Annotated in this window: 20 protein-coding genes; 11 read left to right on the forward strand and 9 right to left on the reverse strand. The window is 69.2% G+C overall.

The genetic code is table 11. The annotated features are described in order from the left end of the window. Positions 1-75 precede the first annotated feature (75 nt). Together treY and malQ are read right to left on the reverse strand one after the other, a co-directional pair. A complete protein-coding gene (gene treY / locus JL100_RS06965; protein WP_202680005.1) occupies positions 76-2,880 on the reverse strand; it encodes a malto-oligosyltrehalose synthase in 2,805 nt (934 codons plus the stop codon). Then, a complete protein-coding gene (gene malQ / locus JL100_RS06970) occupies positions 2,877-6,560 on the reverse strand; it encodes a 4-alpha-glucanotransferase (protein ID WP_202680006.1) in 3,684 nt (1,227 codons plus the stop codon). Before malQ ends, treY begins: the two co-directional genes overlap by 4 nt. A gap of 180 nt (positions 6,561-6,740) precedes the next feature. On the opposite strand from malQ, the gene JL100_RS06975 reads away from it, so the two are divergent. Next, positions 6,741-7,130: a response regulator gene (locus JL100_RS06975; protein WP_202680007.1), complete on the forward strand. Its 390-nt coding sequence runs from the start codon at positions 6,741-6,743 to the stop codon at positions 7,128-7,130. Between the two features lie 76 nt (positions 7,131-7,206). Here JL100_RS06975 and JL100_RS06980 read toward each other — a convergent pair whose 3' ends face one another. From JL100_RS06980 to JL100_RS06990, 3 genes are all read right to left on the reverse strand, one after another. Next, on the reverse strand, positions 7,207-7,494 hold the full coding sequence (locus tag JL100_RS06980) for a hypothetical protein (RefSeq protein WP_202680008.1): 288 nt from the start codon (positions 7,492-7,494) through the stop codon (positions 7,207-7,209). 157 nt (positions 7,495-7,651) lie between these two features. Continuing rightward, the gene (locus tag JL100_RS06985; RefSeq protein WP_228421111.1) at positions 7,652-7,804 is read right to left on the reverse strand and encodes a PIN domain-containing protein; all 153 of its coding nucleotides are present in this window, start codon (positions 7,802-7,804) and stop codon (positions 7,652-7,654) included. Further along, positions 7,801-8,103 (reverse strand): hypothetical protein, encoded by a 303-nt coding sequence (locus JL100_RS06990; RefSeq protein ID WP_228421112.1) that lies wholly within the window; start codon positions 8,101-8,103, stop codon positions 7,801-7,803. Before JL100_RS06990 ends, JL100_RS06985 begins: the two co-directional genes overlap by 4 nt. 165 nt (positions 8,104-8,268) lie before the next feature. Here JL100_RS06990 and JL100_RS06995 point away from each other — a divergent pair, with 165 nt between their 5' ends. From JL100_RS06995 to JL100_RS07010, 4 genes are all read left to right on the forward strand, one after another. Continuing rightward, a complete protein-coding gene (locus JL100_RS06995; protein ID WP_202680009.1) occupies positions 8,269-8,484 on the forward strand; it encodes an AbrB/MazE/SpoVT family DNA-binding domain-containing protein in 216 nt (71 codons plus the stop codon). A gap of 99 nt (positions 8,485-8,583) precedes the next feature. Next, positions 8,584-8,997: a VOC family protein gene (locus JL100_RS07000; RefSeq protein WP_202680010.1), complete on the forward strand. Its 414-nt coding sequence runs from the start codon at positions 8,584-8,586 to the stop codon at positions 8,995-8,997. A gap of 160 nt (positions 8,998-9,157) precedes the next feature. Next, positions 9,158-10,687, forward strand: a complete 1,530-nt coding sequence (locus JL100_RS07005) for a Y-family DNA polymerase (RefSeq protein WP_202680011.1) — start codon at positions 9,158-9,160, stop codon at positions 10,685-10,687. Further along, a complete protein-coding gene (locus JL100_RS07010; RefSeq protein WP_202680012.1) occupies positions 10,684-14,010 on the forward strand; it encodes an error-prone DNA polymerase in 3,327 nt (1,108 codons plus the stop codon). The genes JL100_RS07005 and JL100_RS07010 overlap by 4 nt, the downstream gene beginning before the upstream one ends. 8 nt (positions 14,011-14,018) lie before the next feature. Here the strand turns inward: JL100_RS07010 and JL100_RS07015 are convergent, their stop codons facing one another. Further along, positions 14,019-15,728 (reverse strand): hypothetical protein, encoded by a 1,710-nt coding sequence (locus JL100_RS07015; RefSeq protein WP_202680013.1) that lies wholly within the window; start codon positions 15,726-15,728, stop codon positions 14,019-14,021. Positions 15,729-15,964: 236 nt separating this feature from the next. Between JL100_RS07015 and JL100_RS07020 the strand changes: the two genes are divergently transcribed. The 6 genes from JL100_RS07020 to JL100_RS07045 all read left to right on the forward strand — a co-directional run bounded on the left by JL100_RS07020 (position 15,965) and on the right by JL100_RS07045 (position 22,960). Continuing rightward, on the forward strand, positions 15,965-16,150 hold the full coding sequence (locus tag JL100_RS07020) for a hypothetical protein (protein WP_158044447.1): 186 nt from the start codon (positions 15,965-15,967) through the stop codon (positions 16,148-16,150). 115 nt (positions 16,151-16,265) lie between these two features. Beyond that, a complete protein-coding gene (gene rssA, locus JL100_RS07025) occupies positions 16,266-17,192 on the forward strand; it encodes a patatin-like phospholipase RssA (RefSeq protein ID WP_211113045.1) in 927 nt (308 codons plus the stop codon). A 129-nt stretch (positions 17,193-17,321) separates the two neighbouring features. Further along, positions 17,322-18,515 (forward strand): DUF2336 domain-containing protein, encoded by a 1,194-nt coding sequence (locus JL100_RS07030; protein WP_202680014.1) that lies wholly within the window; start codon positions 17,322-17,324, stop codon positions 18,513-18,515. 131 nt (positions 18,516-18,646) lie between these two features. Continuing rightward, entirely contained in the window at positions 18,647-21,562 is a 2,916-nt protein-coding gene (locus JL100_RS07035; RefSeq protein ID WP_202680015.1) for an ATP-binding protein, read from the forward strand. Positions 21,563-21,660: 98 nt separating this feature from the next. Then, positions 21,661-21,996, forward strand: coding sequence for a hypothetical protein (locus JL100_RS07040; RefSeq protein WP_202680016.1), 336 nt, complete (start codon positions 21,661-21,663; stop codon positions 21,994-21,996). Between the two features lie 139 nt (positions 21,997-22,135). After that, positions 22,136-22,960: an MBL fold metallo-hydrolase gene (locus tag JL100_RS07045; protein WP_202680017.1), complete on the forward strand. Its 825-nt coding sequence runs from the start codon at positions 22,136-22,138 to the stop codon at positions 22,958-22,960. A 30-nt stretch (positions 22,961-22,990) separates the two neighbouring features. Here the strand turns inward: JL100_RS07045 and JL100_RS07050 are convergent, their stop codons facing one another. From JL100_RS07050 to JL100_RS07060, 3 genes are read right to left on the reverse strand one after another with little or no spacing between them, the layout of a single operon-like run. Then, on the reverse strand, positions 22,991-23,518 hold the full coding sequence (locus JL100_RS07050; protein ID WP_202680018.1) for a protease complex subunit PrcB family protein: 528 nt from the start codon (positions 23,516-23,518) through the stop codon (positions 22,991-22,993). A 3-nt stretch (positions 23,519-23,521) separates the two neighbouring features. Then, on the reverse strand, positions 23,522-24,703 hold the full coding sequence (locus JL100_RS07055; protein WP_202680019.1) for a M20 aminoacylase family protein: 1,182 nt from the start codon (positions 24,701-24,703) through the stop codon (positions 23,522-23,524). Positions 24,704-24,761: 58 nt separating this feature from the next. Continuing rightward, positions 24,762-25,688 carry a ribokinase gene (locus JL100_RS07060; protein ID WP_202680020.1) on the reverse strand — a complete coding sequence of 309 codons (927 nt, stop codon included), beginning with the start codon at positions 25,686-25,688 and terminating at the stop codon, positions 24,762-24,764. Positions 25,689-25,710 lie beyond the last annotated feature (22 nt).

Below are 25,710 nucleotides of genomic sequence, written 5' to 3' on the forward strand. Positions count from 1 at the left end.
GCGAATCCGTGACGGATGGAAAGCGGAAATATTCCCGCTCCGGCCGGGCTTACCCTTACGGGAAAGTGCCCGTCCTCACGCTTCCGGAACCAGCAGCGCGAACGGGAACTTGCCCAGCAGCGTGCCGGCCGGGAAGGCGGCGCCGTCTTCCCGGGGCTCCGCCTCGATCACGGCGTCGGTCAGCAGGTTGCGCCAGCGACCGGCACCGACCGAGGTCGGCAGAACCACCGCCGTGTCGCCCCAGTCTGGATCGTCCTCCAGCCGGGCTACCAGCCGGGGAACCGCGACGATCACGCTGTCGCCTTCATGGATCCTTGCGAAGGCGCAGACCTGGTCGGCCTTGGCGCCCTGCGCAGCCAGCGCCTCGTAGGAGCCGTGGGCGAACAGCTCAGGCTTCTCGGTGCGCAGCTTCAGCGCCTGCCGGGTCACCGCCAGCTTGACGACGCCGTCCTGCCAATGGTCGAACAGGGCGGGCAGGCAGGCCGGGTCCTGCTCCAACTCGCCTTCCAGCTGGTCGAGCGCCCGCTGGTGCATGTCATAGTCCACCGGCAGCCGGTTGTCCGGATCGACCAGGCTGAGGTTCCACATCTCGGAGCCCTGGTAGATGTCGGGCACGCCCGGGACGGTCAGCTTCAGCAGCGCCTGCGCCAGGCCGTTGAGCGCGCCCAGCTTCGCCACCCGCGCCTGGAACGGCACGAAGGCTTCCAGGAAGGGACTGCGGCGGGAGACGTCCAGGCATTCGTGCAGGAAGGCGATGACCGCCTCCTCGTACTCCGTGTTGGGGGCGGCCCAGGTCGAATGGACCTTGGCCTCGCGGATCGACTTGATCATCGCGCCCTCGACACGACCGATATAGCCCTTCAGCAGGGCCGCGTCCGGCTGCGTGACGTTGGTCAGCTCGGCCGGCCATGACCCGACCAGGAGCTGGTATAGCAGGTACTCGTCATTTTTGTCGGGCGGGGCGGTGCCGGCCATGTCGCCGCGCCGGGCGCGGATCATCCGGCTCCAGGTGCGGATCTGGCGTTCCCACTCCTCAGGCATCTCCGACAGCACGTTGATGCGGGCGCGGGTGTCCTCGCCCCGCTTGGTGTCGTGGGTCGAGGTGCCCAGCATCGCGTGCGGCCAGCGCCGCGCCCGATCCGCGTTGGCATGGTGGAAGGCGCTGACGCTGACGCCGAACAGCTCGGGATGGCCGCCCACCTCGTTGAGGGAGACCAGCCGGTTGTAGCGATAGAACGCCGTGTCCTCCAGCCCCTTGGCCATCACCGGCCCGCTGTACTGCTGCACCCGCATGGCCAGCCGGATCACGGCGAAACGGCTGTAGCCGCTGCGCGGTTCGGACACCAGATCGCCGGTCAGCAGCGCCTGGAGGAAGTCGAACACGCTGGGGTCGGCCGCGTCCACCGCCCGGCGCGCCTGGGCGATGGCCCAGTCGATGTAGCGCCGGTCGCTCTCCGCCGGTGTCGTGCCGTCGATATAGGTCCGGTAGACCGGGAAGCGGGCGACGATCTCCTTCAGGGCGGAATGAAGGATGTTGTTGGTGAAGTCGGCCGTCCGCCAGTTGGAGCGGGCGATCCGGGCGGCGTCGCGGGCGAGCACGTTCAGCTCGCTCGCCATCTCGTGCTCCATGATCCGGATCTTGCTCTCGTGGACGATGTCCTCGAAAGACCGGGTCTGGCCGGTGAACTCCGTGTAGATCCGGTCGAAGGCCTCCTCGGCCGACGCGTCCACGAAGATGCCGCCTACCAGGTTGGTGAACTCGTAGCCGGTCGTGCCCTCGATCGGCCAGTCCTCGCGCAGGTGCTCGTGATGCGCCAGGATCTTTTCGACCACCAGATAGAACGGGCGCGGCGCCTTCTCGCGCAGGCGGATGCAGTAACCTTTGGGGTCCACCAGGCCGTCGATATGGTCGATCCGGATGCCGTCCAGCGTGCCGTCCTCGACCAGGTCCAGCACCAGCCGGTGGCTCAGGTCGAACAGTTCCGGCTGCTCCATGCGCAGGCCGGCCAACTCGTTGATGTTGAAGAAGCGGCGATAGTTGATATCGTCGGCCGCGACCTTGAAATAGGCGGCGCGCCAGTTCTGCTGCTGGATCAACTCGTGCAGCGCCCGGAAGCTTTCGGGCTGGCCCGCCGTCCCGGTGAACCGCTTGATGCCCGCCTCGACGGCCTGCGCCACCTCCGGCTTCTCGGCGACCAGGCTCGCCAGCTCCGCCTTCAGCTCGGAGGCGCGGCGTTCCACGTGGGGCCGGAAGGTCGGCAGCGCGCCGAAGGCGTCGCCCAGGTTTTCCAGGTCGGGATTGTCGTGGCCCAGGATCTCGGCATAGTTCAGCGGGCAGATCGGCAGCTTGTGGGTGCCGTACGCCCAGACCGCGAAGCTGCCTTCCTCCGGATCGAACTTCAGCGCCAGGTCGCCGTCCTCAAGCACCTTGCCGTACTGGTCGCCCAGGAACGGGATCAGCAGCTTGCCCTGGAGGAAGCGGCGGTCGGGATCCCAGTCGATGTCGAGATATCCGGCATAGGCCGAGTCCTGGCCCCATTCCAGGATGTTCAGCCACCAGGCATTGTCGGAACCGCCGACACCCATATGGTTGGGCACGAAGTCCACGATCTGGCCCAGCCCGGCCTGTTTCAGGGCGGCGATCAGCCGCTTGAAGCCTTCCTCGCCGCCCAGCTCCGGGTTGATGGCGTTGTGGTCGACGATATCGTAGCCGTGCGTGCTGCCCGGCCTCGCCTTCATGTAAGGCGAGGCATAGAGATGGCTGACACCCAGTCGGGCCATGTATCCGGTCAGCGCGCTCGCGTCGTCGAACTGGAAATCCTTGTTGAATTGCAGGCGGTAGGTTGCCCGCGGAATGGGCGTGCCGCTTGAATCATTCATTTGAAATCGGCCTCTTTGGCGGAGGAAGTGAGCGGGCGGGCGTCCTGGAAGATCCGTGCCAGCGCGACAACGCGCGGGTTGCCGGTTAGTTCCTCAAGGCTCAACGACTGCTTGCGGCGCCAGTTGGGATGCTGGTCGGTGGTGCCGGGCAGGTTGACCTGATGCGGCTCCTCGGTCAGGTCGTCGATCTGGACCATCGCGATACCGGAACGGGTCTGCGCCAGGAACCGGTGGACCGCCTCCGACAGCGCGTCGTCATAGTCGGACCCGACCGAGAAGCCGGCGGGCAGGTCCAGCCCGGCCGCCTTCAAGGCGTCCAGCAGCGCCTGCTTGTCGCGGGCGCGCAGGTTCCGCTGGTTCCCGGCCTCGTCCGCGCCGGGATAGAGGCCGTGGCGCTCCTTCAAGCCGATATCGTGCTCCTCCCACCAGCCGCGGAGCGTCGCCAGGTCGTGGCTGCCCACGGTCGAGAGCGCCAAGTGCGGATAATCCTCCGGCCCGACGAAGCCACCGCCCTCGGCATATTCGAAGAAGACCACCCGGTAGGACAGGATGCCGGCCTCGGTCATGCGTTCGCGGAAGCCCTCCGGCACGGTGCCCAGGTCCTCGCCGACCACCAGGCAGCGGTTGCGCTGGCTCTCCAGTGCCAGGATACCGACCATGTCGTCCAGCGGATAGGAGACATAGACTCCCTCGGACGCAGGCTTCCCTTCCGGAATCCAGTACAGGTGCTGGAGCGCCATGACATGGTCGATCCGCAGGCCCCCGGCGTGGCGCATGTTGGCCCGGACCAGGTCGATGAAGCCGGCGTAGGCCTGGTCGCGCAGGGCCTGCGGGTCGAACGGCGGCAATCCCCAGTCCTGACCGGCCGGGTTGAACAGGTCTGGCGGCGCCCCGACATGGGCCGACGACACCACCAGCCCGGGGTTCGCCCAGGTCTCGGCGCCGCTGCTGTCGGCGCCGACCGCCAGGTCGCGGTAGAGGCCGACCGCCATCCCGCGCGCCCTGGCCTCCGCCGCGGCTTCAGCCAGCTGCTCGTCGGCGACCCACTGGGTCCAGGCGTTGAAGTCGATCCGGTCGGCATTTTCGCGGGCGAAACGATCCACGGCCTCGCCGTCGGGCTTGCGGTATTCCGGCGGCCAGGTGCGCCAGTCCGCCTTGTCCGGCGCGAAATGCGCCCGCAGCGCCAGGAACCGGCAGAGCCGCTCCAGCGGTTCGCCCTGCTCGCGGCGGAACCGGGCGAAAGCCTCGCGGCGCTCCGCCGAGGCCCGCTCCTTGAACTGCTGGAACAGCACCTCCAGCACGGGCAGCTTCAGGGCCGTCGCCTCGGCGTAATCGACCAGGTCGGCGTCGCGGGCGGCCTGAAGCCTGCGCTTGAACTCCGGCGCCTCCATCAGCACCCGGCACCGTTCGCATCCGGCATAGTCCGGGACCTTGACCGGATCGATGTAGAGGATATTCAGGTACAGCCGGCTCGCCGGGGAATAGGGGCTGGCATGGTCCGGATTGTCCGGGAACATGGTGTGCAGCGGGTTCAGCCCGATCACCGACGCGCCCAGGTCGGCGGACTTGCCGACGAAGCTCCTGAGGTCGGCGAAATCGCCGATGCCCCAATCGTCACGCGACCGCAACAGATAGAGCTGGGCCGAGATGCCCCAGATGCCGGCGCCCTGCGACATCTCGGGCGGCAGATGGCAGCGGTCCGGAGTCACGATCAGCGGCATGGTCGCCTCGGCCATCCCGCCGCCGCCTACCGCCAGGGTATGGTATCCGGGGGGAAGCTCCAGCCCGATCGCCAGCCGCCGGCGCTCCACCGCACGCCCGGCATGCTCGCCGGTATGCAGCAGTTCCAGGTCGGAGAACTTGACGGTGCCCTCGTGCCGCCGACCGCCTTCCTCCGACACATGCCAGCGCAGCTGGGCGCCGCTGGGAGCGAAGGAGAGCGGCACCTCGATCCGCCGCCGGCTGGCCCGGACCACCGAAACCGGCGGCAGCGGCCGGCCCAGGTCGGCCTGTTCCAGGGCCTCCAGCCGCGCGCTCGCGGCGCGCTCGTCGGGCACGTCGTGGCCCAGGGCGGCCAGCATGTTGCGCTTGGCGCTCTCCGACATGCGGACCATCTGCCCGGCGGCGTTCTTGTATTCCAGCTCGATGCCGGCCCGCTCGGCCAGCTTGTCGAGCGCCGGCGTGGCCGATGCGGCGGGGGAGGCCGGCACCCCGTCCAGCAGCTCCGTCACGCCCTTCAGCGGGATCGCGACCCAGTCCGGCCGGTTCGCCAGCTCGTAGCCGACCTCGTAGAGGGCCTTCTCGAACAGGAACAGCCGGAGCAGGCTGTCGGCATGGGCGGGGTCCTCGGGATAGCCGGGCGCTCCCTTCACGGCCTCGCGATAGGCATCCAGGAAGGCCGCGTTGACCGTGCGCGTCCAGTCCTCCGGCCGGTCCGGCTTGGCGGTGGCCGCGGCGTAGGCGAAGGAGCGCAGCATGCCCGCCACGTCGCGGAGCGGCGAATGCTTGGCGCGCCGCTCCGCCAGGGGGCGCATCGGTTCGCCTTCGAAATCGATGATGAAGACGTCGCCGCGCGACACCAGGACCTGACCCAGGTGGTAGTCGCCGTGCAGCCGGGTGCGGCTCACCTCCAGATCCTTGGGCGCCAGCGCGTCGAACCGTCCCATCAGCTCGTCCCGCCGGGACAGCAGTCTCTCGGCATCGCCGCGCACCTCCGGGGACAGGCTGGGCAGGGCGCGTTCCAGCGACGCCAGGGTGGTTCGGGCCATCGTCCGCACCGCCTCGACCCACTCGCCGATCGTTCCGTTTTCGACCTGTTCGGCTTGGAAGGCCGGATCGTCGGTCTGCGATGCCAGCGCGTGGTGCATCTCGGCGGTCCGCCGGCCCAGGCGGCCGACCAGGGCCAGCAGCTCCGGATCGGGTGGCGTCGTTTTCGCCCGCTCCAGCACGTGCCCCCAGGCGTCCTCCGCGTCCGGCACCAGCGCCTGGAGAACGCACAGCGCCACCGGCTGGCCGGAGGCGTCGGTCTGCTCGATCGTGCCGAGCAGGGCTGGGGTGTTGGCGAAGCCGGCCGTTCCGGTCAGAAAACGACCGACCTCCACCTCCGGGTGGAGGCCGGGCTCCAGCTTGCGCAAGCCCTTCAGCATCGCGCTGGAGCCGATCCGGATCGAGGTGTTGGACTGCTCCGTCCGGGAGCGCTGGATGGCGGGTGCCGCTTCCGCCGTCACGCCGTTCCCCCCGCCGCTTTCCTCCGCCATTTGAGCCAGCAGCGCCCGCACGAAGGCATCGCGCGCGAAGGCGTCGATCAGCACGCCGGTGCGTCCGTCCTGGCGTACGCTTGCCAGCACCGCCGGGTCGCCGGGATCGGCCCCGCCTTGGCCCGCGCCGTCCCAGACCAGCATGAGCGGCAGGAAATAGCGCTGCTCGGCCCCTCCCGGCGGTTGCACGCGGAGCGTCGCCAGCAGCGCCGGCCCCTCGTCGGTCCGGACCTCCTCGCCCGCGGCCAGGGTGACGGAAGGCGTGCCGGCATCCTTGGCGCCGTACCAGCGATGGCGCAGCAGATATCCGGGCAGGACATGCTTTTGCAGCGTTTCGAGGGCCTCGCCGCGGAGGACGCCCATCACGGTACGGTCGGAAGAAGCCAGATCGATCGAAGTCGGAGCGGCGGCTGAGGTCGCCATCGGGTGCACCCTTGGTTTGTACGGTGTCCGCCCAACCCTCAGGGTGCGGTTAAGTTCCGGTCGTCAACCTCACCTCCTGACCGACCTCTACTCCTTCGTTGTCATCGACCGCGGGCTTTCGGCGTTAGAGTGTGCTTTCGCGGCGGATCGCATGGTAGCGCCGGTGAGCGGGAGGCTTTTATGACGGCAGGCTGCAAGATTTTGATCGTCGAGGATCAGATGCTGATCGCGATGGATCTGGAGCGGCTGATCGAGGGAATGGACTATACGGTCTGCGGTCTGGCGCGCACCCGGGCCGAGGCCCTGCGGCTCGCCGAGGAGCATCGCCCCGACTTGGTCGTGATGGATGTCCGGCTGGCCGACGGCAGCGACGGCATCGCCGCCGCGCGCGAGCTTCGCCAGCGCTTCGACATCGGCGCCCTGATGATCTCCGGCCAGATCGACGCCGCCCAGGCGGAGGAGGCCGAGGCGGAGATCTTCCTGCGCAAGCCGTTCGAGCCGCGCCAGCTTCGCCGCGCCATCGCCGACGCGCTCCGCCTGCGTCGGGTAGACCCCGGCTCGGCGGCCTGACATTTCCTTTTCGCGGAGGGGCGGCGTCCCGCCGCCCATGGTGCGCGGGACGCGCACCCTCCGGAATTCGGCGTGCCTACCGCTCCAGCGCCCTGTCCATCCGACGCGACTCGTCCCGCAGGTCCAGCAGCTCGCGCCGGTCCAGGATGTCCGCCTTGCCTTGGCGGTCCAGCAATTCGCGGCGCTCCTGGCTTTCACGGAGCTGGTCCCGGTACAGCTCTGCCCGTCCCCGGTCGGACGGGTCGATCCGTTCGCCCGGCACAGGGGTGCGGTGGGGAGAAATGACGTTGCGTTCCCCCGGCACCTGGGCCGCCGCCGTGCCGATGGGCAGCAGCAGGGCGGCCATGATGATCAGTTTTCTCATCACAGTCATGTGGGGTGCCGGGGGACACCGGTCCAGGCTGTGGTTCCGCAAGCGTAATGATCGTGGCGCCGGCCTGGGCGACGGCTGAGGGGTTCACTTCACCGTCCGGGCCGGAGAACCAAGCTTCCAACTGATCACGCTTCCGGCCTGTCGGCTTTTACAGGACGCCACGCCGGATCTCGGCGATGGTGAGGCTGGAGACAAACAAATCCTCGTCGAGGCGTTCGGCCATCCAAGCCAGCAGCGATCCCGAGGGAGCCGACTTGATGACATTGCTGATGATGTTGGTATCGAGAAGATAGCGCGTCACAGATCGATCTTGCGGCCGGTTTCCTGGGGGCGCCGCAGATCGAGATCCGCCCCGACCAGCGGTGAGCGGCGCAGGGCTTCCAGAATGCCGCCCTTCCTCGGGGGTTCGCTCCCAAGACCATGGCTGACGATCGATCGGAGCCGGGCCGCCTCCGGTCCGTCGTCGGCGAGACGCTTTGCCAGGGACCGGATGAGATCACGGTCGGCATCATGGCCCAGCACCTCGAAACGGGCCATGCCACGCTGGGCGAGGCGATCCCGATAGTTCCCGATCGCGCGCTTCGGAGACGTGTCGCTCATGCCCAGCCTCCACCGTATGACCTGTAATATGTCCGGCGACAGGCTTCGGTGGAATCATCCCATGCCCGCTCTTGAAGAGCATGGGGTAATTCTGCCGCTGCGCGCCGTCTTGTCCATGGTCGGCAACCGCCTTACGGTCGATCGCTCTTACCCAACGGGAGTCCGATGATCACCAGCAAGCTTAGTCGCAAGGGAAAGACGACCATTCCGAAGCGGGTGCGTACCGCGCTCGGGCTGCGCGAGGGTGACAGGATTGTTTACAATTTTGAAGAAGACCGCGTGATCCTGAGGCGCGCCGTCTCCGAACAGACCGATGATCCTTTGCATGCCTTCGACGAGTGGAATTCGGAGGCGGATCGGCGAGCCTATGCTGGGCTGTAATATTCGGAATGCCGGCATGTCGGACGTCGAGCCGGGACGATCGCGCGGTCCCTGGTTCCTGTCTCCTGTCCAATCACCAAGCCGATGGGGAAGAAGCCGATGCTGTCCCATGTCTATGTCGGGATCACCGATTTCCAGCGCGCCTTCACCTTCTACAGTGCCCTGATGGCGGAACTCGGATATCCGCTGAAGTTCCGCGAGCCCGAGAATTCCTGGGCCGGCTGGATGCCGAAGGCGGGCGGGCGGCCGTTGTTCCTGATCGGCACGCCCTATGACGGACAGCGGGCCGATTCGGGCAACGGGCACATGGTCGCTCTGCTCGCCCCGAGCCGGGAAGCCGTCGATCGGTGCCACGCCATCGCCATGGCCGCCGGAGCGAGGGACGAGGGAAAGCCGGGTCTCCGGCCGCATTATCACCCCGACTACTACGGCGCCTATTTCCGCGATCTCGACGGGAACAAGATCTGCGTCTGCTGCCATGATCCCGTCCCCGGAGCGGACAGGCCGGCTTGACCAGCGCGCCGACCGGCCGGACCGATCCAGGACATACCCCCTCCTGAAGAGCGTAAAATTTTCTCCACCGCCTTGACCTCCTTCCACGTCTGGTGTGTTCTTGTTTTGTTCTGAGCGTGATGGCGCCGCATGGCAAGAGGACTGACGGAGTGGAGTATCGATGGCGCGGCGGGTTCTCTCCCTATGGCTTCCCGGCTTGGCAACCGACCGGCTGGCCCGCCGCAAGCCGGCCCTGCGGGATTTGCCGCTCGTCACCACCCTCGGGGAGCGCGGGCGGGTGATCGTCGCGGCGGTCAATGCCTCGGCAGACTCGGCCGGCATCCAGCCGGGCATGACGCTGGCCGACGCCCGCGCGCTGGAACCCTCCGTCCATCCCGTCGATGCCGATCCTGCCGCCGACGCCCAGGCGCTGGACGGGCTGACGGACTGGTGCGGGCGCTATACGCCGTGGGTCGGGCTGGACGCGCCGGACGGCATCTTCCTCGACATATCCGGGTGCGCGCACCTGTTCGGCGGCGAGCCGGCGCTGCTCCGCGACGTGGTCGGCCGGTTGAAAGGGTTCGGCTATCAGGCCGGGGCGGCGGTCGCCGATTCGGCGGGGGCCGCCTGGGCGGTGGCGCGGCACGGCGGGGAGCGGATCGTTGCCGTGCCGCCGGGGCGCGGGCGGCAGGCGCTGGCCGGGCTGCCGGTGGAAGCGCTGCGCCTGCCGGCCGAGACGGCGGCCGGGCTGCGCCGGGTCGGCATGCGGCGGGTCGGCGACCTCTACGGCATGCCGCGCGCCGCGATCACCACGCGGTTCGGCTTGGTCGTCACCCGGCGGCTCGACCTCGCGCTCGGCGTGTCGCCGGAGCCGATCTCGCCGCGCCGGCCGGTCCCGCCCCACGTCGCGCGCGCCGCCTTCGCCGAGCCGATCTCGACGCCGGAGAACTTGGCGGACGTCACCCGCCGCCTGCTGGACGAGTTGTGCGCCGGGCTGGAGCGGGCGGGCAGGGGAGCCCGGCGGCTGGAGCTCCGCTTCTTCCGGGTGGACGGGCGAGTGGAGCGCTCCACAGTCGGGACCAGCCGGCCGGTGCGGGCTCCCGCCCATCTGGCCCGCCTGTTCGCCGAAAAGCTGGACCGGGTGGCGCCCGGCCCCGGCATCGAGATCATGATCCTTTCCGCCACCGCCGAACCGCTCGGCCCGGAGCAGGTCGAGATGCCGGTCGGCGACTCCCGGCCTGTCTCGGTCACCTCCGGAGACGTGGCCGAGCTGGTGGACCGGCTGGGCAACCGCCTGGGCCTGTCCGGGGTCCGGCGCCTGATGCCGCGCGAGAGCTGGTGGCCGGAGAACGCGGTCGAGGCGGTTCCCGCGTTGTCCGGCCCGTCCCCCGGATCGAAGGATGCCGCCGCCCCCTGGCCGGCGGACCGCGCGCGTCCGCTCCGCCTGCTGCCCCGGCCCGAGGCGATCGACGTGATCGCCCCCGTCCCGGACGACCCGCCCCTGGCGTTCCGCTGGCGGGACGGGATGCACAAGGTCGTCCATGCCGAGGGGCCGGAGCGGCTGGAACCGGAATGGTGGCGCGAACTGGATGAGCTGCGCGACTATTACCGGGTCGAGGACGCGGACGGACAACGCTTCTGGGTCTACCGCGCCGGCCTGTACCAGCCGGGCCGGGCGGCGCGCTGGTATCTCCACGGGTTCTTTCCATGACCCCGCCGGAGTCCGACGATACGACGAGGGAAACCGGGGTCAGACCACCATTTCCCCCGAACGGTGGCATTCCGGGAGAGTCGGCGGGAAATGGTCTGACCCCGGTTTCCAGGCCCAGCCCTGCGGCGGTCTATGCCGAGCTCCAGGTCTCGACCAATTTCAGCTTCCTGCGCGGCGCCTCCCATGCGGAGGAGCTGGCGACGACCGCCGCGGCGCTGGGCCACTCGGCCATCGCGGTGACCGACCGCAACAGCCTTGCCGGGGTGGTGCGTGCCCATGTCGCGGCCAAGGGGGCCGGCATCCGGCTGGTGGTCGGCTGCCGGCTGGACCTGACCGACGGGCCGAGCCTGCTCTGCTTGCCGACCGACCGCGCCGCCTATGGCAGGCTGTCGCGGCTGCTCACCGCCGGGCGGCTGAGGGCGCCCAAGGGCCAGTGCCACCTGACCCGGGCCGACCTGCACGACCATGCCGAGGGCCAGATCCTGATCGCCCTGGCGCCGGACCATCCCGGGCCGGACTTCGCCGACGCGCTGCGCGCCTACCGCGAGCTGTTCCGCAGGCGCCTGCACCTCGCGGCCAGCCACCTGTACCGGGGTGACGACGCGAGGCGTCTCGTCCGGCTCGCGGCGCTGGCGGCCGACGTCCGGGTGCCGCTGGTCGCCACCAACGACGTGCATTACCACGCGCCGCACCGCCGGGTGCTCCAGGACGTGCTGACCTGCATCCGCGAGCACCGCACCGTCCACGACGCCGGCTACCTGCTGGCGGCCAACGCCGAGCGCCACCTGAAGGCGCCGGAGGAGATGGCCCGCCTGTTCCGCCGCCATCCCGACGCCGTCGCCCGCACGGTCGAGATCGCGGAGGCCTGCACCTTCTCCCTGGACGAGCTGCGCTACGAATATCCGGACGAGATCACCACCGGGGGCCGCACCCCGCAGCAGGAGTTGGCCCGCCTGACGGAGATCGGCGCCGCCGAGCGCTATCCCGCCGACCTGCATCCCGGCGGCATCCCGGCCAAGGTCCGGGCCGCCATCGACCACGAGCTGCCGCTGATCGAGCAGCTGGGCTACGCGCCCTATTTCCTGACCGTCCACGACATCGTCCGCTACGCCCGCTCGCGCGGGATCCTGTGCCAGGGCAGGGGATCGGCGGCCAACTCGGCGGTGTGCTACTGCCTGGGCATCACCGCGGTGGACCCGGCGCGCTCCGACCTGCTGTTCGAGCGGTTCGTCTCCGCCGCGCGCAACGAGCCGCCCGACATCGACGTGGATTTCGAGCACGAGCGGCGCGAGGAGGTGATCCAGTACATCTACGCCAAGTACGGTCGCGACCGCGCCGGCATCGCCGCCACGGTCAGCCGCTACCGGGCGCGCGGCGCGATCCGGGAGGTAGGCAAGGCGCTGGGCCTGTCGGAGGACACGGTCGCCCGGCTGGCCGGCTCGATCTGGGGCTGGGGCCGGGACGGCATCGACGAGGACCGCGCGCGGGAGCATGGCCTGGACCCGGCCGACCCGACCCTGCGTATGGTGCTGGACCTCTCCGGCGAGCTGATCAACTTCCCCCGCCACCTGGGCCAGCATGTCGGCGGCTTCGTGATCACCCGCGGTCCCCTGTCGGAGCTGTGCCCGATCGTCAACGCCGCCATGCCGGACCGGACCACGATCGAGTGGGACAAGGACGATATCGACGCGCTGGGCATCCTGAAGGTGGACGTGCTGGCGCTCGGCATGCTGACCTGCCTGCGCAAGGGCTTCGACCTGCTGCGCGACCACCGCGGCATCGACCTGGCGCTCGCCACCGTCCCGGCCGAGGACCCCGCCGTGTACGAGATGCTGTGCCGGGCCGACAGCCTGGGGGTGTTCCAGGTGGAGAGCCGGGCGCAGATGTCCATGCTGCCGCGCCTCAAGCCCCGCACCTTCTACGACCTGGTGGTCGAGGTCGCGATCGTCCGCCCCGGCCCGATCCAGGGCGACATGGTCCATCCCTATCTGCGCCGCCGCCAGGGCAAGGAGAAGGTCGAATACCCCTCGGACGAGCTGCGCCGGGTGCTGGAGAAGACCCTGGGCGTGCCGCTGTTCCAGGAGCAGGCGATGAAGATCGCCATCGTCGCGGCGGGCTTCACCCCGTCGGAGGCCGACCAGCTCCGCCGCGCCATGGCGACCTTCCGCAAGGTCGGCCTCATCCACACCTTCGAGACCAAGATGATCGAGGGCATGGTCGGGCGCGGCTACGACCGCGCCTTCGCCGAGCGCTGCTTCCGCCAGATCGAGGGCTTCGGCACCTACGGCTTTCCCGAGAGCCACGCCGCCAGCTTCGCGCTGCTGGTCTATGTCTCGGCCTGGATGAAATGCCACCACCCCGACGTGTTCGCCTGCGCTCTGCTCAACAGCCAGCCCATGGGATTCTACGCCCCGGCCCAGATCGTGCGCGACGCCCGCGACCACGGGGTGACCGTGCTGGGGCCGGATGTCAACCGGTCCGACTGGGACTGCACGCTGGAGCCGGCGGGCACCGGGTATCATGCGCTGCGCCTGGGATTCCGGCAGATCAAGGGCTTCCGGCAGGCCGACGCCGCGGCCCTGGTCGCGGCGCGGTCCGGGGCGCCGTTCCGCGATCCCCACGACGTCCGGCGCCGCGCGGAGCTGTCGGCACCGGCGCTGGAACTGCTCGCCCAGGCCGACGCCTGGCGGTCGCTCGGCCTGGACCGGCGTGCAGCCCTGTGGGCCGTGCAGGCGCTGGGGCCGGAACCGCTGCCGCTGTTCGCCCGGCTGGACGGCCCGGCATCGCCGGAACCCGAAGTCACGCTGCCCGACATGGCGCTGGGCGAGCACGTGGTCGAGGACTATGCCAGCCTGTCCCTGTCGCTGAAGTGCCACCCGCTCTACCTGCTGCGGCCGGGGCTGGAACGGGCCGGCGTCTCTCCCTCCACCCGCCTCGACGAGGCGCGGCACAATACGCGGCTGACCGTCGCCGGACTGGTGCTGGTGCGCCAGCGGCCGGGCAGCGCCGCCGGCGTCGTCTTCATCACGCTGGAGGACGAGCACGGCGTCGCCAACCTGATCGTCGTGCCGCCCGTGTTCGAGCGGTTCCGCCGGATCGTCCTGACCGCCCGGCTGATCGCCGCCACCGGCCGGGTCGAGCGCCACGACGGGGTGATCCACCTGCTGGTCGACCACCTGTCCGACCAGAGCCCGCGCCTGCGCGAACTGACCGGCGGACCCGCTCCCGTACCCGACTTGGCTGGCGCCATCGCCCGCGCCGACGAGGTCAGGCGGCCCCCGCCGGAAGCGAAGATCTTCCCCGACGGCCGGAATTTTCGGTGAAGACGGGCCTACCGCCCCGCAAGCCCCGACGATTTCAGCAGGCTGCGCAGCGACAGCAGCGCCTGCTTGCGGTCGGCCTCCGCCTTGAACCGCTTCAGGAAAGGCTCCAGGAACTCCGGGCTGTTGACCGCGCGGCCGACCGCTTCCACCGCGCAGGCCCGGGCCTTGCCCTCGGGCAGGGGGGAGCCGGCGCACAGCTTCATGAGCTGAAGGATCCTGTCGGTGAAACTGCGGTTGGGCGCGTTCAGCACGTCCAGGCGGACGATGTCCAGCATCGTGTTGTCCAGGTCGGCCAGCAGCTTGGACTTGGTATCCTCGTCCATCTCGGCGCCGGCCACGTCGCGGTGCATGCCGACCAGGACGGGCAGGGCGGCCGGCCTGTCCTTGCCGCCGCTCTCGCGGATCAGGTCCTCGGGCGACCAGGCGGCGCGGACGAATTCCGTCATCTTGGCCTTGCTGGCGACATAGGGCATCAGGTCGACGATGCGCACCAGCGTCCGCACCTTCTCCGACGGCAGCTTGCACTGGCCGATCGCCTCGGCCACGCTTTCCGGGTTGATCAGGCGCAGCGCCCGCTGCTCCAGCGTCTCCAGCATCTCGATGTCGTCGGCCAGCGGCGGGGTCGCCTTGAACAGCTCCATCAGCAGGTGGAGCGTCTGCGCCTGGTTCCACAGCGCCCGCTCGGCCTTCAGCGGGGCGATGTTGGTCAGTTCCCGGATAACCCGGCGCTCGATCGTGCTGCGGGTGCGCGGGCAGCGGCCCTGCCGGACCAGCCAGTTCAGCGCCCGGATGCCGTCCGAGGCACGGTTCGACGGCGGCTCGTAGCGGCCGGCATGCAGGTCCAGCAGCGCCCGGATCTGGGTCAGCCGGTCGGCGTGGTCCGGGCCGGTCAGGTCGGCGGTGGCGTTGGTCGCGTTGACGATCTCCGCCATGATCGCGTCCAGCGGCATGGCGTGGCGCGCCGGCAGGTCCTCCTCCACCAGATGGCCCAGCGCGTCGAGCTTGCCGATCCAGCCCTTGGCGTCGGCCAGGTAGAGCGCCAGGGCGCGGAAGATGTGGTACTGCGCCGAGTCGGGATGCTTCGCCTCCAGCGCCGCGCACTGGGTGCCGTATCCGCCGGGCGCGCAGGCCCGGATGGGAGCCCGCTTGGCGTCGGCCCGGAGGTCGTTCAACAGCTGGTCGGTCAGCGCCAGGAGTTCCTTGAAGCGGCGCTGGACCGGCACGTCCGATCCCTGGACCTGGGCGATCGCGGCCTTCTGCAAGGCCCCCTGCAAGGTGGTGCCCGCGTCGTTGAGGCGCAGGGCGTGGGCCTCGGAATGGAGAAGCTCCAGCGGGGTCAGCCGGTTGTCGTCGAGGTAGCGTTGCAGGGCCGCGGCGATGGCCTCCCGCGCCCGGTCGCCGCGCAGGTCGGCGGGGGTCCGGCAGATCCCGTCGCCGCCCGGGACGGGCATGATCAGCGGAGCGGACGGATCGACCGCGCCGTCGCGCCACAGCGCGCGGGACAGGATGGTCCGGCTGACATGGCCGTAATCCTCGTACTCCGTGCAGAGTGCTACCCGCGCGCCCATGCCGACTTTATCCGCCTGCGCGTTGCGCGCGCCGATTTCCGCCTCCTCGCGGTCCTGCGTGGTCTTCGCGCACATCCAGTAGCTGCCGTGATAGGTGTGCAACTCGTAGAAGACGCGGGTTGTCCCGATCGCTTGAGAACTTTCAGACACGCAGGAGGCCCTTTTCCGGATCTTGGACCGCTGGAAAACCGCCCGGAACGCCCGACAGGGGCGTCCGGCATCCAGCCGTTCCATGACTTTCGTATGATGCTAGTGGACAATAAGTTAAAACTTTAGGAAATCGAATCGTACCGAATATGGCGCGACAATGTCGCCCATCTTCGTTGACTCATTCGATCTAAAGGGTTAACATCTTTTCGCAATCACGCAAAATGCGGAGCGGAACCATGGAAGTCGGTCAATATCCCTCGCCCCTCGGTGTCGTCGGCCTGAAAATCGGGCAGAAGAGCCAGCAGACCCAGGCCCAGGTGGTCACCCAGGCGCTGGAAAGCACCAAGGAACTCGTCCAGAATTCGGCCCAGGCCTCGGGCGGGGCGAACGGCGGCGGCAAGCTGCTCAACATCAAGGCCTGATCCAGGCTCGGACACCGCACTTCCAATCCGCCGCGGGATCGTTCAAACATTCCCCGAACCCCCGTCAGGCGGGGGCGGAGCCCGCCGCGGCGGGCCGTCAGGATCGGGGATCGCCTTGAAGATCGGTCTCGCACTGGGCAGCGGAGCCGCGCGCGGCTGGGCGCATATCGGCGTGCTCCGCTCGCTCGAAGCCTTGGGCATCAAGCCCGATATCGTCTGCGGCACCTCGGTCGGCGCCCTGGTCGGCGGCGCATGGCTGACCGGCCAGCTCGACGCGCTTCAGGAATGGGCCTCGACCATGGGCCTGTTCGGCGTGCTGAAGCTGCTGGACGTGACCTTCTCCCGCGGCGGCCTGGTCTCCATCACCAAGGCCTTCGAGCAATTCCGCAACGACCGGACCGACGTGCTGATCCAGCACCTGCCCACCGTGTTCGCGACGGTCGCGACCGACCTGGCGACCGGTCGGGAGGTCTGGCTGAGGGAAGGCCATCTGCTCGACGTGGTCAGGGCTTCCGCCGCGATGCCGGGATTGTTCCCCGCCGTCCTGCACGACGGCCAGTGGCTGGTCGACGGCGCGCTGGTCAATCCGGTGCCCGTGTCGCTGTGCCGGGCGCTGGGCGCCGACGTGGTGATCGCGGTCAACCTCAACGGCGACCTCGCGACCCTGCCGCGGCTGGCCAAGGCTTCCGGTTTCCCGGAGGAGAAGCCGCCCGTTGAAAAGCCCCCCGTGCTGGCCGCCCTGCTGAACACCCGGATCGGCAGCCGCCTCAGCGACCGGACCCGCTTCCTCGCCAGCCAGTTGACGACCGCGCGCGAGCCGGTCCCCAACGTGCTGGAGATCCTGGCCGGCTCGATCGACATCATGCAGGACCGCATCACCCGCTCCCGGCTGGCGGGAGAGCCGCCCGACGTCCTGATCGCGCCCCGGCTGGGCCATATCGGGATCCTGGACTTCGACCGCTCCGACGAGTTGATCGAGCTGGGCCGGACCTCGACCGACGCGATGGGGCCGGCGATCCGGCTCGCCGTGAAGCGCGCCTGAGGGCGTATGCACGAGGTGCAGGGGGCAGCGGCGATGTTGTGGCATTTATCCTTTAGTGCTAATGATACTCCATAAAGACGAAACAATAAGTCTCGTATCTGCGGCCGTCCCTTCGGGCGGGAGGGGATGATGACCGGATCAGGCCTTTCGGAACAGGATGTAAAACGTCTGCTGGTGGATCGGTCGCCGCAGGCCCGCATCGAAACCATGTCGAAGGTGATCGCCGACTTCGAGTCCGGGCGGTTCTCCGACAAGGAGCAGGACTTGGTGCGCCAGATCCTCCAGCGTCTCGCGATCGACGCGGAGATGGCGGTGCGCGAGGCGGTCGCCTGGCAGATCTACAACAGCCCGCTGCTGAACACCGACTTGGCGAAGCGCCTGGCCCAGGACGTCGCCGAGGTGGCCTTCCCGGTGCTGCGCCATGCCACGGTGCTGCCGGACGACTTCCTGGTCGAGGTGGTGCAGCAGCGCGACAGCAAGAAGCAGGTCGCGATCGCCGCCCGCGACGAGGTGTCGGCCCGTCTGTCCGAGGCCATCGTGGATACCGCCAACATCACCGCCATCGAGCGGCTGGTCCGCAACCCCGGCGCCATCCTGGCCGAGCCGACCCTGCACAGGACCCTCGACCGCTTCGGCGCGATCGAGACCATCAGCGAGTCCATGGCGGGGCGGGACGACCTGCCGATCACCGTGATCGAGAAGCTGATCCACTACGTCTCGGAGGAGATCCGCGACGAGCTGGCGGCGCGCCACGACCTTCCCGCCGGTCTGCTCGGCGGGCTGGTCGAGCATGGCCGGGAGGCGGCGACGCTTCTCCTGCTGAAGCCCATGGCGGGCCGCTTCCGCGACGTCGAGCTGTTCGTCAAGCACCTGCACGCCAACAACAGGCTCAGCCCGTCGCTGCTGTTCCGCTCGCTGTGCTGCGGCGACGTCGATCTCTTCGTGGCCGGGGTCGCCGTCCGCTGCAACCTCAGCATGGCGAACGCCCGCCTGCTGGTGTTCGACGAGGGGCAGCTCGGCCTGCGCGCCGCCTTCGAGCGGTCCAAGATCCCCTTGGGCCTACTGCCGCCGTTCCGCTCCGCCCTGGCCGTGGTCCGGGAAACCGGATACCGGGGGGAGGAGGCCCACCGCGCCGACTTCCAGAGGAAGGCCGTGGCGCGCGTCTTCAACGATTGCGGCGGCAAGGGCGACAAGGACATCGAGGAACTGCTGCTCCAGCTGTTCGACCACAAGACCGACATCCACCTGAAGGACATCGTGCCGGCTCCGCCGTCGCCCGATGGGCTTGGCGGCGCCCCGGCGATGCGCCGGACCATGCCGTGACATCCCGAAGCGGGAAAAGCTTTCACGCGATACCGACTTAAGCGACGCAAAACTGTATTCAGTCGCCTTCGAAGATCAAATTTGTTATCAAATGCGAGCATCCGCTCTCCGATCCTCGGGTCCATTCGGGAATGGCAGACACCATCGCAGGGAAAACGACTCCGGGGTGTTGGTCCAGCGGGCGCCGCGACGGCGCCGACCGGACCGACGATGGCCGGGAAGAGTGCGGGAGGGAGGACGTCCGCTCCTCCGAGTTCTTTCCCCCCGAAGCTTTCGAGGTCCTTGACCGGGCGCCGGTCCCGATCCTGCTGGCGGGGCCGCCGGCGGATGCCCGATCCGGCGGCCTCGTCGGACGGATGCCGGTGATCCACGCCAACCCGGCGCTCGCCCGGCTGGCCGGCCGGGCGGGCGTCGAGATCCCCCCGGGATGCCGGCTCGATGCGTTGTTCCGGCTGGCGCCGGGCGTGCCGGACTTTCCGGCCGAGGACGGCGCCGTGGCGGCGGATCTCGCGGGAGCCTCCGCGACCGAACCGGCCGGGCAGCTCCTGCTCGCCGTGGTCACGGACCGGCTGGGCAAGAGGAACCACCGGCTCGCCGCCTTCATCGACGGGGCCGCCCCGCCGGACCACAGGGCGACCGTCGAGGCCCTGATGGCCGCCGCGTCGCTCGCCCTCGCCTCCGCGATGGAAGCGGCGACCGCGCGCTCGACCCTCAACACCGTCCTGTCCAGCCTGACCGACGCCTTCATGTCGGTCGACCATGCCTGGCGCTTCACCCGGGTCAACCGGATGGCCGCCGAGGCCTGCGGGATGGCGCCCGAGGACATGATCGGCCGCTCGTTCTGGGAGCTGTTCCCCGAAGCGGTCGGCAGCCCGCTCCAGGCCGCCGCCCACCGGGCGGAGACCGAACAGGTCCCGGTCCACGCGGAGGCGTTCCACCCCCGGCTCGGCCGCTGGTTCGAATACCATGTCTACCCCTCGCCGGACGGCCTCGGCATCATCGAGACCGACATCACGTCCCGCAAGCAGCAGGAGGCGCGCCAGCGCCTGATGGCCGACCTCAACGAGGCGGTCCGCCTGCTGGTCGACCCGACCGAGATGATGGAGGTGGCGCTCGTCCTGGCGGGACGGCATTTCGGGGTCTCGCGCATGGTCTACGCCGAGATCGATCCCGGACGGCTCACCGTGACCGGCCTGCGCCAATACCGGGACGGCGTGCGCGAGGTGCCGGGAGACATCCGGCTCGCCGATTTCGGCGCCAGGGCGCTGGAGACGCTCCAGCGCGGCCATACCCTGGTCGTCGACGATGTCCGCTCCGACGCACGCACCGCCGAGGGCATCCCCGCGTTCGAGCGGATCGACGCGCGGGCCATGCTGGTGGTTCCGCTGACCCGGTCGGCCCGACTGCTGGCACTCCTGTCCCTTCAGGAGCGGGTCCCGCGCCAGTGGACCATGGACGAGATCGACCTGGCGGAACGGGTGGCCGAACTGATCGGGGAGGCGGTCGAGCGGGCCCGGGCGGAGCGGGCGGTCCGCGACGGCGAGCGCCGGCTGCGGCTGGCGACCCAGGCGGCCGCCCTCGGGGAGTTCGAGTACGATCCGGCGACCGGGTCGATGATCCGGTCGGTGCTGGTCGACCGCCTGTTCGGCTTCCAGCCGGGCGAGGTCGGGTCGCATATCGATCCGTTCTTCGGCCGCATCCATCCGGACGATATCGAGGCGTTCCGCCGGGGGCTGGAGGATGCCATCGCGGGCAGGGCGGACTGGAACCACATCTTCCGGGTCGTCCACCGGGAAGGCCGCATATGCTGGATCGCCTCGGTCGGCGAAGTGATCCGCCGGACCGACGGGACCGCCCAGCGGATGGTCGGGATCATCCGCGACATCACGGTGGACTGGCTGGCCGAACAGGAGCTGCGCCGCGCCCGCGACGCCGCGACCGAGGCGAGCGCCGCCAAGACCCGCTTCCTCGCCGCGGTCAGCCACGACCTGCGCCAGCCGATCCAGGCCGTGTCCCTGTTCCTCGACCTGCTGAACCACAAGATCCTGCCGCCCGACGCGCGCGACCTGATCGGCATGATCGACGTCTCGGTCAAGGGACTCCAGGGCATGCTGAACGGGCTGCTGGACGCGGCCCGGCTCGACGCCGGCATTGTCAAGCCGGTGATCCAGCCGTTCAACCTGGACGAACTGCTGGAGCGGCTCGCCGCCGAGTTCGAGGGCCAGACCACCGCCGCCCGCCTGCTGTTCGAGGTGCGGCCGGCCAAGGTCGCGGTCTCCAGCGACCCTGTCCTGCTCGAGCAGATCCTGCGCAACCTGCTGTCCAACGCGGTCAAGTTCACGATGCGCGGCTGCATCCTGCTCGAATGCATCCCGAACGAGACCACGGTCGACATCCATGTCGCCGACACCGGTCCGGGCATCCCGGAGGACAAGACCGAGGCGATCTTCCAGGACTTCCTGCAGCTGGACAATCCGGCCCGCGACCGCAGCCGCGGGATCGGCCTGGGCCTGGGCACGGTCGCCCGGACCGCGCGGCTGCTCGGCCATCCCGTGGGCGTGCGCTCCAAGGTCGGGGAAGGCGCCATCTTCACCGTCACGGTGCCGATCGCCGACGCGCCGGTGAAGCCGCCGGAAAAGCTCTGGCGCGGCCATGAGCAGTGGCAGGACCGCATCCTCGCCGAGCGGTCCATCCTGGTGGTGGACGACGACCATGCCGTCCTGACCGCGCTGGTGATGCTGCTGGAGGACTGGGGCATGCGCGTGATCCGCGCCGGCGGGCTGGACGAGGTGGCCGAACTGCTGCCCGAACTGGACAGTCCGCTCGACCTCGTGCTGACCGACTACCGCCTGCCCAACGGCGCCACCGGGGCCGAAGTGATCGACCTGGTCAGGCAGAGCGGCCACCACGCGGAGATCGCCGGCCTGGTCATGACCGGCGACACGTCGCCCGAACGGCTGATCGAGGCCCAGAAGGCCCAGTGCCGGCTGCTGCACAAGCCGGTCAATCCGGACGACCTGAAGCGCGCCCTGATCGCCTGCTTCTGACCACCCCCGGGCGCGAGTCCCGGACGGGCTTGTAACGATGCGGCGCGGTGCCATCTGCAAGGCAGCGAATTTTGGATATCGGCCGGAGGATGGCGATCATGTTCGACTCTGACACCAACCGGCGCCGCGACCCGGAACCCGCGGACCCCAATGCCCGCAGCATGATGCGTTTCGCCCTGCTGAGCGGGTTTTCCCTGGTCCTCGCCCTGCTGTGGCCGCCGCATCTGTTTCCGGTGATGCTGGCCGGGTTCCTGTTCATCAACGCCATGACCAGCGCCGCCGTCGCGGCGATTCAGCGCCAGCCGCTCTGGAGCCCGACCCTGACGCGCTGGGACGAAGGGGCCGCGTTCTATGTCTTCGGCTTCATCGCCGGGCTTTTCATCGATCCGGCGGTGGTGGAGGACACCCTGAACCTCACACGTGCCGGGAGTTGACATACCGGCGTCTGGCTAGGCGCTGAAAAAGCGCAAACCCGTTTTTGGAAGATTGTCCAAAGTTGTGATCCGCGTCACTATGGCGGTGCGCATGTGGTAGTAGGGTGCGCGCTTGTCTTGATTCCGGTACGGGTTTGCCATGGCGTTCAGTGCGACCTTCTGGGGGGTGCGCGGCACGATTCCGTGCCCATCTCCGACACATGTCCTGTTCGGCGGGAACACGAGCTGTGTCGAGGTGCAGGTGGGGAACCATACCATCATCCTGGATTGCGGCACCGGCTTCCGCGGCCTGGGCAAGCACCTGATGAAACGCACGACGCGGCGGGCGACCATCCTGCTCAGCCATTTCCACTTGGACCATATCGCGGGATTCCCGTTCTTCCATCCGGCGTACAACCAGGATTTCTCCTTCAGGATCATGGCGGCGCGCTTCCAGGGCTGCCCCAACATCCGCTCGATCCTGGCCAGCCAGATGGAGCCGCCGCTGTTCCCGGTGCCCATGCGGACCATGAAGGCCGACATGACGTTCGAGAACTTCAGCCCGGCCGACACCCTGACCCTGGACGGCGGCATCCGGGTGCGCACCGCGGCGCTCAACCATCCCGACGGCGCCTGCGGCTACAGGATCGACCACGAGGGCCGTTCGCTGGCCTACGTCACCGACACCGAACATGTCCCGGGGACGCCCGACCGCAACATCCTGGACCTGATCGCGGGGGCCGACCTCGTGATCTACGATGCCACCTACACGGAGCAGGAGTTCGCCTGCAAAGCCGGTTGGGGCCACTCCACCTGGGTGGAGGGCGTCAGACTGTGCCGGGAGGCGGGAGCCCGCCGCCTTGCCCTGTTCCATCACGAGCCCGACCATGACGACGCTTTCATGGCCGGGCTGGAGGCCGAGGCGCAGTCCGCCTGGGCTCCCGTCTTCGCGGCGCGCGAGGGCACGACCGTCACGCTGGAGTGACGGCCGAAGTCGGTTTCCCGCTGTCTCCGCCTATCTTGTCTGGGCGAACCGGATCGGCGAGTCGTCGCGGCGGACGATCCGGATGACGTATGGCGACGTGAGCACCTGGGCGGTCATGGCTCCGGGCTCCGGGGCGCGCTCGCCGTAGGAGACCACCAGCTCACGGCTGGCCGGCAGGCCCTGCTCGATGAACTGCCGGTCGGTCGTCACCTGCTCCGCGATGTTCTCGATCGCCACCCCGTAGCCGGCCGTCTGGCGCATGCCGAGGAAGACGCCGATTCCCATCCAGCCCTCGGGCAGCGGACCGGGCGCCGGCGTGGCGGCGAGCTGCCAGAGGTTCTCCCATTGCTCCTGGGTGCGGGCGACGATCGTGGTGCGGCCCTGCACGGACGCCTGGGCGCCGCTCCACTCGAACTGGCCGTCGATGCCGGGTGCCTGGGCGATCCGGGCGCCCTCCGGGTTGGAGAGAGGTTCGCCGGCCAGCAGGTTCATCGCCGAGGTGCAGCCGGTGGCGGATATCAGGACGGCGCCGAGCGCCGCCAGCAGGAACTTGGGCATGGGTCAGGCGACTCGCGGCAGGGCGGTTTCGACCAGCTTGGCCCAGTAGCTGGCGCCGATCGGCAGGATCCCGTCGTTGAAGTCATAGCGCGGGTTGTGGACCATGCAGCCGCTCGGGCCGCCTGCCTGGCCGATCCAGACATAGGAACCCGGCCGCTCGTTCAGCATGAAGGCGAAATCCTCCGCCCCCATGCTGGGCGCGGGATCATGGATCACCTGGGCTTCGCCGACCACGTCGGCCGCGACCCGGGCGGCGAAATCGGTCTCGGCGGCGGTGTTGACCGTGGCCGGGTAGTTCCGCCGGTAATCCACCTCCGCCACCGCGCCGAAGGCTTCCGCCGTGGCCGTCGCGACGCGCTTCAGGCCGGCTTCGACGTGGTCCTGCACGGCGGTCTCGAAGGTCCTGACGGTGCCGCTCAGCACCACCTCCGCCGGGATCACGTTGTAGGCGGCGCCCCCGTGGATCTGGGTCACGCTGACCACGGCCGAGCGCAGGGGGTCGGTGTTGCGGCTGACCAGGCTCTGCAGCGCCGTCACCACATGGGCCGCGACCACCACCGGGTCGACGCCGTGGTGGGGCATGGCGCCGTGCGCGCCGTGGCCGCGCACCCGGATGTCGAACTGATCGGCCGCGGCCATGATCGGCCCGGTGCGGACCGCGATCGAGCCGGCCGGCATTTCCGGCCAGTTGTGCATCCCGTAGACCTCTCGGGCCGGGAACAGGTCGAACAGCCCCTCCTGCACCATCTTCTGGGCGCCGCCCTTGCCCTCTTCCGCGGGCTGGAAGATGAAATGGACCGTGCCGTCGAAGTTCCGGGTTTCCGCCAGGTACCTCGCCGCTCCCAGCAGCATGGCGGTGTGGCCGTCATGGCCGCAGCCATGCATCTTTCCCGGCACCGTGGACGCATGCGGGAAGTCGTTCTCCTCCTGCATGTTCAGCGCGTCCATGTCGGCGCGCAGTGCTATCACCCTGTCGGCCCCGGATGCGCCGCCGGCCTTCAGGGTGCCGACGACCCCGGTGCCGCCCAGTCCCCGATGGACAGCGATGCCCCATTCCTCCAGCTTCGCCGCGACGATGCCGGAGGTGCGGAATTCCTCGAAGGCGGTCTCCGGATGGGCATGAAGATCGCGCCGCCAGGCGGTCATCTCGTCGTGGAAATCGGCGATGCGATTGATGATCGGCATGTATCGTCTCGGTTCGAATCAGGGAGTCCGCACCCGCACGTTAGCAGAGAGAAGCGGGTCAGGACAGCCGCAGCGGTGCGGAAACCTCGGCCAGACGCGCCTCGATCGCCTCGGCGGTCGGCAGGCTCTCCTGCGCGCCCAGGCCCAGGCAGGCGATCGAGGCCCCGACGCTGGCCCGGTGCAGGGCCTCGTCCGGAGTGGCGCCGCCGTCGAGCGCCGCCGTGAGGATGCCGCAGAAGGCGTCGCCCGCCCCGGTGGTGTCGACCGGGTGAATCTTCAGCGGCGCGGCCGTCCACAGCGAGCCGCCCGATTCGGCCATCAGCGCGCCGGCGCCGCCCAGGGTCACCACGCAGGTGACGCCGCAGGTGCGGGCGAGGTCGCGGGCGAGCCCGGTCGCCGAACTGGCGGAAAGCTCCAGCCGCTCGGCGATCTCGGCGGCCTCGTGCTCGTTGACCACCAGGATGTCGATCAGCTTCAGGATGTCCGGCGGCACGTCGGCGGCCGGCGCCACGTTCAGGACGGTGCGGGCGCCCAGCGCGCGGGCGCGCCGGATCAGCGCCCAGTTCTGCTCCGCCGGCACCTCCATCTGCATCAGCACGGTGACGCCCGCGCCGAGCCTGTCGTCGGCGACATGGTCGGCCGACGCCGACAGGTTGGCACCGCTGGCGACCGAGATGAAGTTCTCTCCGTCGCCGTCGACGCAGATCATGGCGCAACCGGTCGCCGTCTCCGTCACCTGGATGCCCGAGGTGTCGACCCCGTTGCGCACCAGGTTCTCGACCAGGGTCGAGCCGAAGGCATCGGGACCGATGCAGCCGGCCATGGCGACCGCGGCACCGGCGCGGGCCGCCGCGATCGCCTGGTTGTTGCCCTTGCCGCCCGGCTTCAGCTGGTAGGCGGGGCAAAGGACCGTTTCTCCCGGTTTCGGTAGCGAGGGGACCGTCATCACGAGGTCCATGTTGAGCGAGCCGAAAACCAGAATCATGGGGGTCCCAATCCGAAATGCG

It is taken from the genome of Skermanella mucosa, assembly GCF_016765655.2.
In the GTDB taxonomy this organism is placed as follows: Bacteria; Pseudomonadota; Alphaproteobacteria; order Azospirillales; family Azospirillaceae; genus Skermanella; species Skermanella mucosa.

Coding starts and splice junctions, on each gene's coding strand:
- treY (WP_202680005.1), bottom strand. CDS start 2,880: ATGAATGATTCAAGCGGCACGCCCATTCCGCGGGCAACCTACCGCCTG.
- malQ (WP_202680006.1), bottom strand. CDS start 6,560: ATGGCGACCTCAGCCGCCGCTCCGACTTCGATCGATCTGGCTTCTTCC.
- JL100_RS06975 (WP_202680007.1), top strand. CDS start 6,741: ATGACGGCAGGCTGCAAGATTTTGATCGTCGAGGATCAGATGCTGATC.
- JL100_RS06980 (WP_202680008.1), bottom strand. CDS start 7,494: ATGAGAAAACTGATCATCATGGCCGCCCTGCTGCTGCCCATCGGCACG.
- JL100_RS06990 (WP_228421112.1), bottom strand. CDS start 8,103: ATGAGCGACACGTCTCCGAAGCGCGCGATCGGGAACTATCGGGATCGC.
- JL100_RS06995 (WP_202680009.1), top strand. CDS start 8,269: ATGATCACCAGCAAGCTTAGTCGCAAGGGAAAGACGACCATTCCGAAG.
- JL100_RS07000 (WP_202680010.1), top strand. CDS start 8,584: ATGCTGTCCCATGTCTATGTCGGGATCACCGATTTCCAGCGCGCCTTC.
- JL100_RS07005 (WP_202680011.1), top strand. CDS start 9,158: ATGGCGCGGCGGGTTCTCTCCCTATGGCTTCCCGGCTTGGCAACCGAC.
- JL100_RS07010 (WP_202680012.1), top strand. CDS start 10,684: ATGACCCCGCCGGAGTCCGACGATACGACGAGGGAAACCGGGGTCAGA.
- JL100_RS07020 (WP_158044447.1), top strand. CDS start 15,965: ATGGAAGTCGGTCAATATCCCTCGCCCCTCGGTGTCGTCGGCCTGAAA.
- JL100_RS07030 (WP_202680014.1), top strand. CDS start 17,322: ATGACCGGATCAGGCCTTTCGGAACAGGATGTAAAACGTCTGCTGGTG.
- JL100_RS07035 (WP_202680015.1), top strand. CDS start 18,647: ATGGCAGACACCATCGCAGGGAAAACGACTCCGGGGTGTTGGTCCAGC.
- JL100_RS07040 (WP_202680016.1), top strand. CDS start 21,661: ATGTTCGACTCTGACACCAACCGGCGCCGCGACCCGGAACCCGCGGAC.
- JL100_RS07045 (WP_202680017.1), top strand. CDS start 22,136: ATGGCGTTCAGTGCGACCTTCTGGGGGGTGCGCGGCACGATTCCGTGC.
- JL100_RS07050 (WP_202680018.1), bottom strand. CDS start 23,518: ATGCCCAAGTTCCTGCTGGCGGCGCTCGGCGCCGTCCTGATATCCGCC.
- JL100_RS07055 (WP_202680019.1), bottom strand. CDS start 24,703: ATGCCGATCATCAATCGCATCGCCGATTTCCACGACGAGATGACCGCC.
- JL100_RS07060 (WP_202680020.1), bottom strand. CDS start 25,688: ATGATTCTGGTTTTCGGCTCGCTCAACATGGACCTCGTGATGACGGTC.